Source organism: Yersinia sp. 2542 StPb PI (genome assembly GCF_048593855.1).
In the GTDB taxonomy this organism is placed as follows: domain Bacteria; phylum Pseudomonadota; class Gammaproteobacteria; order Enterobacterales; family Enterobacteriaceae; genus Yersinia; species Yersinia enterocolitica_E.
Genome location: NZ_JAZGQA010000212.1, coordinates 1 through 7,124 on the forward strand (window position 1 = coordinate 1; position 7,124 = coordinate 7,124).

A 7,124-nucleotide genomic window follows, 5' to 3' on the forward strand; every position below is an offset into this window, starting at 1 on the left:
ACATAGTTATATTAAGCAAGGATAGTCGATTTTTATCAAAGCAGTGCCTTGATCTTAGATAATAAACAAGAAACATTTAGCAACATATTGTTGGTAACCTTGTGAATAGTAAGTAGTTACAGGCTGAACTATTCTGCTATTGATCTTCTTGCGGGTGTTGAATGTTTCGCGGGTATTAAGTGATAACACCAAGTGATTAATCTTCAGCTCCTATTGCTTTATGTTATTACTGGCTATCAGGTGAAACTCTTCGTTAGTATGTTCTGCTGCCGGAACTAATCGGGCATATGCTAATCAGAGGTTGCGGTAAGCGATATAATGATGTGGCGATAAGTAAAGTGCAGTAGCCAACAACCAGTGAGGAAATAGTAAGTATGGACAAGTGGCGATATCTGGCGATTGGCGTGTGTCTGGTGACGACTTCAGGAGTGGCATTCGCTGACTCCATTGATGCCCAACGGCAACGCTATCAGCAAGTTAAACTGGCCTGGGACAGCAATCAGATGGACACAGTGACACAACTGATGCCCACGTTGCGTGATTATCCCCTGTACCCATATCTGGAGTACCGCCAGTTAACGCAAGACCTGAGCCAGGTGAGCGCGGTGCAAGTGAACGATTTCCTTAGCCGTAATCCAACCTTGCCGCCAGCACGTTCACTGTCATCCCGTTTTGTTAATGAACTGGCTCGCCGGGAAGATTGGCGGGGGTTATTGGCATTCAGCCCGACAGCACCGAAGCCGGTTGCAGCCCGTTGTAACTATTACTATGCCAAATGGGCCACTGGCGAACAGCAGGTGGCCTGGGATGGTGCGAGTGAAATTTGGCTGAACGGCCAGACACTTCCGGGCAGTTGCACTAAATTATTCAGTGTCTGGCAACAAGCCGGGCATCAAACCCCACTGGCAACACTGGCGCGGATGAAGTTAGCCTTGAAAGAGGGTAATGCCAGTTTAGTGAGTTATTTACTTAAACAACTGCCAGCGGATTATCAGACCATGGGTACTGCACTGGCAAAACTGCAAAGTGACCCGGCCAGTGTTGAAAGCTTTGCCCGTACGGTCGGGCCGACAGATTTTACCCGTTCTGCCACCATCATTGCTTTTACCCGTTTGGCTCGCCAAGACGTGGAGAACGCGCGAGCGATGATCCCGACCTTGGCCCGGCTACAAAAAATGAGTGATAGCGAAAAGCTGGAGCTGGAAGAGGCGGTGGCCTGGCGTTTGATGGGGACCGATGCGACTTACGATCAGGCCAAATGGCGAGATCAAGTCACCTTGCGTAGCCATTCAACGTCGTTGCTGGAGCGGCGTATTCGCATGTCTCTGGGCAGTGGCGATCGCCAGGGGTTAGCGACCTGGCTGGCACGCTTACCGGCCGATGCGCAAGATAAAGATGAATGGCGCTACTGGCGTGCATCGCTGTTATTGGAACAAGGTAAAAAAACCGAGGGCGAAGCTATCCTGCGCAGCCTGATGCAGGAACGTGGTTTTTACCCGATGGTTGCAGCTCAAAAGTTGGGCGTTCCTTACCCCATTAATGTTGAGGTAGCGACCAAACCGGATGCATCGTTAGCACAGCGGCCGGAAATTATCCGGGTGCGTGAATTGATGTACTGGAATATGGACAATCTGGCCCGTAACGAGTGGAGCTATCTGGTCGCTAGCCGCAGTAAGCCGGAACAGGAAGCACTGGCGCGCTACGCTTTTAACCAGAAGTGGGCGGACTTAAGCGTACAGGCCACCATCGTTGCCAAATTGTGGGACCATCTGGAAGAGCGCTTCCCGCTGGCATGGCCAAAGGAGTTCCGTCAGGCGACAGAAGGCAAAGGGATAACCCCAAGTTATGCCATGGCTATTGCCCGTCAGGAAAGTGCCTGGAACCCGAAAGCACAGTCACCAGTAGGGGCGACGGGGTTAATGCAGGTGATGCCGCGTACCGCTGAACACACAGTAAAACTCAATAATATCAGTGGTTATGTCAATAGCAGCCAATTACTGGATCCGCTTACAAACATTGAGATCGGTACCAGCTATCTGGAAGAGGTTTACCAGCAGTTCGGGCGCAACCGTATCTTATCCAGTGCCGCCTATAACGCCGGCCCATCGCGGGTGAATACCTGGTTAGGTAACAGTGGCGGGCAAGTGGATGCAGTGGCATTCATCGAGAGTATTCCTTTCTCAGAAACCCGTGGCTATGTGAAAAATGTGTTGGCATACGATGCCTTTTATCGGCACTTTATGAATCGCCCAGCGAAGGTGCTGAGTGATGCCGAGTGGCAGCGGCGTTACTAATCCTCTTCGTCCTTGACGCTGCGGCGGTGTTAGCGGCGCTCGCGCACCCGAATCACTTACTTGTGTAAGCTCATCGGGGTTTGCTCGCTTGCAGCCTTGCCGCAACGTCAATGACTTTGAGGATACTCCTTCGTTCTGGACGCTGCGGCGGTGTTAGCGGCGCTCGCGCACCCGAATCACTTACTTGTGTAAGCTCATCGGGGTTTGCTCGCTGCCTGCCTGCGACGCCAATGACTTTGGGGTTACTCTTCGTCCTTGACGCTGTGGCGGTGTTAGCGGCGCTTACTACCTTGGCGTTGCAGGCTTGTTTACTGGCAGCTCTGCAACGCCAAGTTCTTTGGCTATATCTCACGTTATGGTATGCTCTCGTACTAGTTAAATAGTACCTTGGGTATCTATCATGACAAAACTACGATTGACCGATGATCTGTCGGCTGACGAAATAAACATGCCTAATATCCACAGCCCGGTTAATACTGCTTTCGCGCCAGATCCGGCGTTATCCCCAGAAGATAATCAGCACTGGCTGAGCTTTGTTGCGCTATTGGAAAACGCGATTGCGCAAGACCTGCATTTGCCCTTGCTGCAATTGATGCTGACACCGGATGAGCGCACGGCTCTGGGTACCCGGGTACGTATCATTGAGGAGTTAATGCGCGGGGAATTAAGTCAGCGTGAATTGAAAACCCAGTTAGGTGCAGGTATCGCGACCATTACCCGTGGCTCTAACAGCTTGAAAACGGCCCCGCCACAGCTCAAAAGCTGGCTTGAGACCCAATTATTGACAAACGATGTAAAGCCTTCCTGAGTTTAGTATTACGGTGCCGGGCGTTGATATATTTCGTTGTGAAATGGTACCAGCGCTAACAGCAGTGCCTGGTGATAAACACTGGTGCGGGTCAATTTACCGTCGGTAAAAATACCGATGGCACCACCCTGATGTTTTACATTCGATATGCCGGTTAAAACTGCCATTTCGTCGCCCAGCTCACGGCCTTGGCGAATCCCATGCAATATAATGTCGGGCAGCATTAAGCTGGCAGAACGGGATTCTCCCCGTAACTGTAAGTGTTCAATTACCATCCAGGCAAAGGTCATATTATCTTCAATACCGGCTTCAACCCCAACCCAAAAATCAGCCTCAGGGCGAATCTTACGTGCGTTACTCACACGCTGTCTGGCGCCACTGTGTGTCTCAAGACTGCCGATGGGTTGCAGGGGAACACCGCTATCGACATTGACACCTTCAATACGATACTGGCCGGGGCCATAAACATCATCGAAGGCGAGAGTGATAGCCTTAATCTTTGCAGGGTTGGTAGTTGCGGCAACAACATGGTACATAATGAGTCTAGTATCCTATTCCCTTGGGAGTTGAAGCAGCAGGGCTGTTAGCTGTCTATCTGCCACGCCAACGTCTTTGGGTTTATCTAAAGTAATGGTTTTTGTGCCTATTTTACGCAGTATAACGGAAAAACGACATGTTACAGGTATATCTCGTGCGTCACGGTGAAACCCTCTGGAATGCCTCACGCCGCATTCAGGGCCAATCAGACAGTCCTCTGACCGACATCGGTATCCGTCAGGCCAACTTGGTTGCGCAACGGGTTAGCAGCCAGGGTATCACCCATATTATTACCAGCGACCTTGGCCGCACACAGCAGACAGCTAAAATTATTGCTGATGCTTGCGGCCTAACCATGGTGACAGACTCACGCCTGCGTGAGCTGAATATGGGCGTGTTGGAGGCGCGCCCCATTGAAAGCTTATCGGTGGAAGAAGAGCAGTGGCGTAAGCAGATGGTTAATGGTACCGAGGGCGGGCGTATTCCTGAAGGTGAGTCGATGACTGAACTGGGTAGCCGTATGCATGCAGCGCTGGATAGCTGTCTGAAGTTACCTGCTGGCAGCAAGCCACTGTTAGTTAGCCATGGTATGGCGCTGGGATGTTTGTTGAGTACATTACTGGGTCTGCCCGCGCATGCCGAACGGCGTCTGCGTTTGCGCAACTGTTCGTTATCACGGGTTGATTATCAAGAAAGCCCTTGGCTGGCCTCTGGCTGGGTCATTGAAAGTGCTGGCGATACCGCTCACTTGGATATGCCAGCACTTGATGAGTTACAGCGTTAACGACGGATAGGAATGAGATATTCACATTTCAACGAGGTTGGAGGCCCGTCTTTCGGCCTCCCCTGCGGGAAGAAGCGCTCTATATCGTACCCTCGCCGGCGGGTTAGCCCTAATTGCGGCAGACTGGTGCCATAGAGTGTCAGAATGAAGTTTTGCAATCCCTCCAGCGGCCCCTCATAGCTGAACTGCACGTACTCGCCACCTTGCAAGATAACCGGTTGCCCTTCCGGCACATTGCCCGGAACATGTTGTGGCTCAATGGCGGTGGTATAGAAAATCTCCTGCTCATCATCTTTCTCCTGATTAGGGCGGGAGTGATGTAAACCATAGAGCACTGGCGGCAAGTGATCGGCATCACCGAGATATTGTTGCCAAAAATGCGAACGTAGTTCAGTACGATAAGTTGATATCTGTTCAAGCGTACAAGAGTAGCTTTGTGTCAGACCAATCAGGTGCTGTTCAGGCAAGGTGATGAATTCAGGTTGAGGTAGCGTATATTCCCCCAGCCGAATCGGTGGGCAAATGCCAGCCGAGTGCCAATCTTCTGCCCGTCGGTACAGCGCCGGTGTTTGCGCAAACTGTTTTTTAAATGCCCGGGTAAAGGTTTGCTGCGAATCAAAGCGATATTGTAGGGCAATGTCCAGAATAGGACGGCTGGTTAATCGTAACGCTACAGCGGCTTTAGATAACCTTCTGGCACGGATATAGGCACCGATAGCATTCCCGGTGACATCCTTGAACATTCGCTGCAAATGCCATTTAGAATAGCCGGCTTTGGCAGCAACATTGTCCAGTGCTAAAGGCTGGTCTAAATGACTTTCTAGCCAGCTAAGCAAATCACGAATGATACTGGCTTGATCCATAGATCTTCCTCGTAAAGCGGCCTAAATTTAGGGTGTTAGTCATATGAAAAGAATAGCTCTGGCGAATAGTAGCAACTTTTTATGTTCCCGACTGCTTAAGAATTTTGTGGCATAGTGTGTTAAAAAAGAACCTAAGATTTATAAAATGTCTTTTTAACGAATATTTTATTTTTAGTACAAATAGTTAACGCTGAGTAACGTTATTCAGCGGAATGGAGTAAGTGTATGAAAAAGAATTGGATATTCCTTGGTTGTCTGCTTTCATTTGGGGCCATAACTGCTCATGCAGAGGAAATTGGCTCTGTCGATACGGTCTTTAAACTGCTCGGGCCAGATCATAAAATCGTGGTTGAAGCCTTCGACGACCCCGATGTTAAAAATGTAACTTGTTATATCAGCCGCGCTAAAACCGGGGGCATCAAAGGTGGATTGGGGTTGGCAGAGGATACGTCTGATGCAGCAATTTCCTGTCAGCAAGTGGGGCCGATTGAGCTGAGTGACAAAATTAAGAATAAAAAATCCGAAGGTACAGTGGTTTTCCAGAAACGGACTTCTTTGGTGTTTAAAAAGTTACAGGTAGTGCGTTTCTATGATCAAAAGCGTAATGCCTTAATCTATCTGACCTATTCCGATCGCGTTGTCGACGGCTCGCCGAAAAATGCGATCAGCGCCGTTCCGATTATGCCGTGGTAAAAATTGGATAGATATAAAAAAGCCAGCATAGAATGCTGGCTTTTTACTGTGGATAGCAGGCAGAGGTTTACTCTTCCAGGTCACCACAGAAACGGTAACCTTCACCATGGATAGTGGCGATGATTTCTGGTGTGTCCGGCGTGGATTCAAAATGTTTACGAATGCGGCGGATAGTCACGTCAACAGTACGGTCATGAGGCTTCAGCTCACGGCCGGTCATTTTCTTCAACAATTCGCCACGGGATTGAATTTTGCCTGGGTTTTCACAGAAGTGCAGCATGGCGCGGAACTCACTACGTGGCAGCTTATAATGCTCGCCAGCAGGGCTTATCAGTGAGCGGCTATTGATATCCAGCTCCCAGCCATTAAATTTGTAACTCTCAACCAAGCGGCGCTCTTCACCCACGCTACCCAAATTCATGGTGCGTGACAGTAAGTTACGTGCCCGAATGGTTAATTCGCGCGGATTGAAAGGTTTGGTGATGTAATCATCAGCGCCAATTTCCAAGCCAAGGATCTTATCTACTTCGTTATCACGACCTGTCAGGAACATTAGGGCAACACTTGCTTGTTCACGAAGTTCTCGTGCTAGCAACAGGCCATTCTTGCCCGGCAGATTGATGTCCATGATAACTAAGTTGATATCATTCTCAGACAGAATGTGGTGCATTTCTGCGCCATCATTGGCCTCATGAACTACATAGCCTTCCGCCTCGAAAATGCTCTTCAGGGTGTTACGAGTAACTATCTCGTCTTCTACGATCAGAATGTGCGGGGTCTGCATGTTTGCTACCTAAAATTGCCAACAAAATAGAAATAGGAAGTACAGAAGTCTTTGTTATATTAGGATTTTTATTGACTTGTTACTCGTCATCCCGTTCATCACATGACTAAAGTACGTAAACGCGTTCTTGATGCACTTTCCATCAACGTCAACAACATCACTAGCTTGGTCGGGGTGTTACTCCCTACAGCCCCAAAGGTGACAAAAGCGGCGCATATCCTAACCCTATTAACAGCAATATAACAGTGTGAGCCGAATCTACCACCCAACAAAACTACGCTTTGTTGACATATATCAAATTCAATTGTAGCACGTTAACACTTTTGTGAAAAAGACTTACAAGAATACCAGCTTATGCGCG

Annotated in this window: 8 protein-coding genes; 5 read left to right on the top strand and 3 right to left on the bottom strand. The window is 49.2% G+C overall.

Going from position 1 to position 7,124, the window contains the following annotated elements:
* Positions 1–374: 374 nt before the first annotated feature.
* On the top strand, positions 375–2,294 hold the full coding sequence (gene sltY / locus V1952_RS18685) for a murein transglycosylase (protein ID WP_083160651.1): 1,920 nt from the start codon (positions 375–377) through the stop codon (positions 2,292–2,294).
* A gap of 400 nt (positions 2,295–2,694) precedes the next feature.
* Positions 2,695–3,102 carry a trp operon repressor gene (gene trpR / locus V1952_RS18690; protein WP_420072228.1) on the top strand — a complete coding sequence of 136 codons (408 nt, stop codon included), beginning with the start codon at positions 2,695–2,697 and terminating at the stop codon, positions 3,100–3,102.
* 8 nt (positions 3,103–3,110) lie between these two features.
* Here the strand turns inward: trpR and yjjX are convergent, their stop codons facing one another.
* A complete protein-coding gene (yjjX, locus tag V1952_RS18695) occupies positions 3,111–3,638 on the bottom strand; it encodes an inosine/xanthosine triphosphatase (protein WP_083160649.1) in 528 nt (175 codons plus the stop codon).
* Between the two features lie 137 nt (positions 3,639–3,775).
* On the opposite strand from yjjX, the gene gpmB reads away from it, so the two are divergent.
* Positions 3,776–4,423 (top strand): 2,3-diphosphoglycerate-dependent phosphoglycerate mutase GpmB, encoded by a 648-nt coding sequence (gpmB, locus tag V1952_RS18700; RefSeq protein ID WP_372557963.1) that lies wholly within the window; start codon positions 3,776–3,778, stop codon positions 4,421–4,423.
* On the opposite strand, the gene robA is transcribed toward gpmB, so the two are convergent.
* Positions 4,420–5,286 carry an MDR efflux pump AcrAB transcriptional activator RobA gene (gene robA, locus V1952_RS18705; RefSeq protein ID WP_372557964.1) on the bottom strand — a complete coding sequence of 289 codons (867 nt, stop codon included), beginning with the start codon at positions 5,284–5,286 and terminating at the stop codon, positions 4,420–4,422. The two genes, gpmB and robA, sit on opposite strands and share 4 nt — an antisense overlap.
* A gap of 225 nt (positions 5,287–5,511) precedes the next feature.
* Between robA and creA the strand changes: the two genes are divergently transcribed.
* Positions 5,512–5,979, top strand: a complete 468-nt coding sequence (creA, locus tag V1952_RS18710) for a protein CreA (protein WP_083160643.1) — start codon at positions 5,512–5,514, stop codon at positions 5,977–5,979.
* A 67-nt stretch (positions 5,980–6,046) separates the two neighbouring features.
* On the opposite strand, the gene arcA is transcribed toward creA, so the two are convergent.
* Positions 6,047–6,763, bottom strand: a complete 717-nt coding sequence (gene arcA / locus V1952_RS18715) for a two-component system response regulator ArcA (RefSeq protein ID WP_004706052.1) — start codon at positions 6,761–6,763, stop codon at positions 6,047–6,049.
* A gap of 102 nt (positions 6,764–6,865) precedes the next feature.
* Here arcA and V1952_RS18720 point away from each other — a divergent pair, with 102 nt between their 5' ends.
* Positions 6,866–7,006 carry a hypothetical protein gene (locus tag V1952_RS18720; RefSeq protein WP_004706054.1) on the top strand — a complete coding sequence of 47 codons (141 nt, stop codon included), beginning with the start codon at positions 6,866–6,868 and terminating at the stop codon, positions 7,004–7,006.
* The last annotated feature ends 118 nt before the right edge of the window (positions 7,007–7,124 follow it).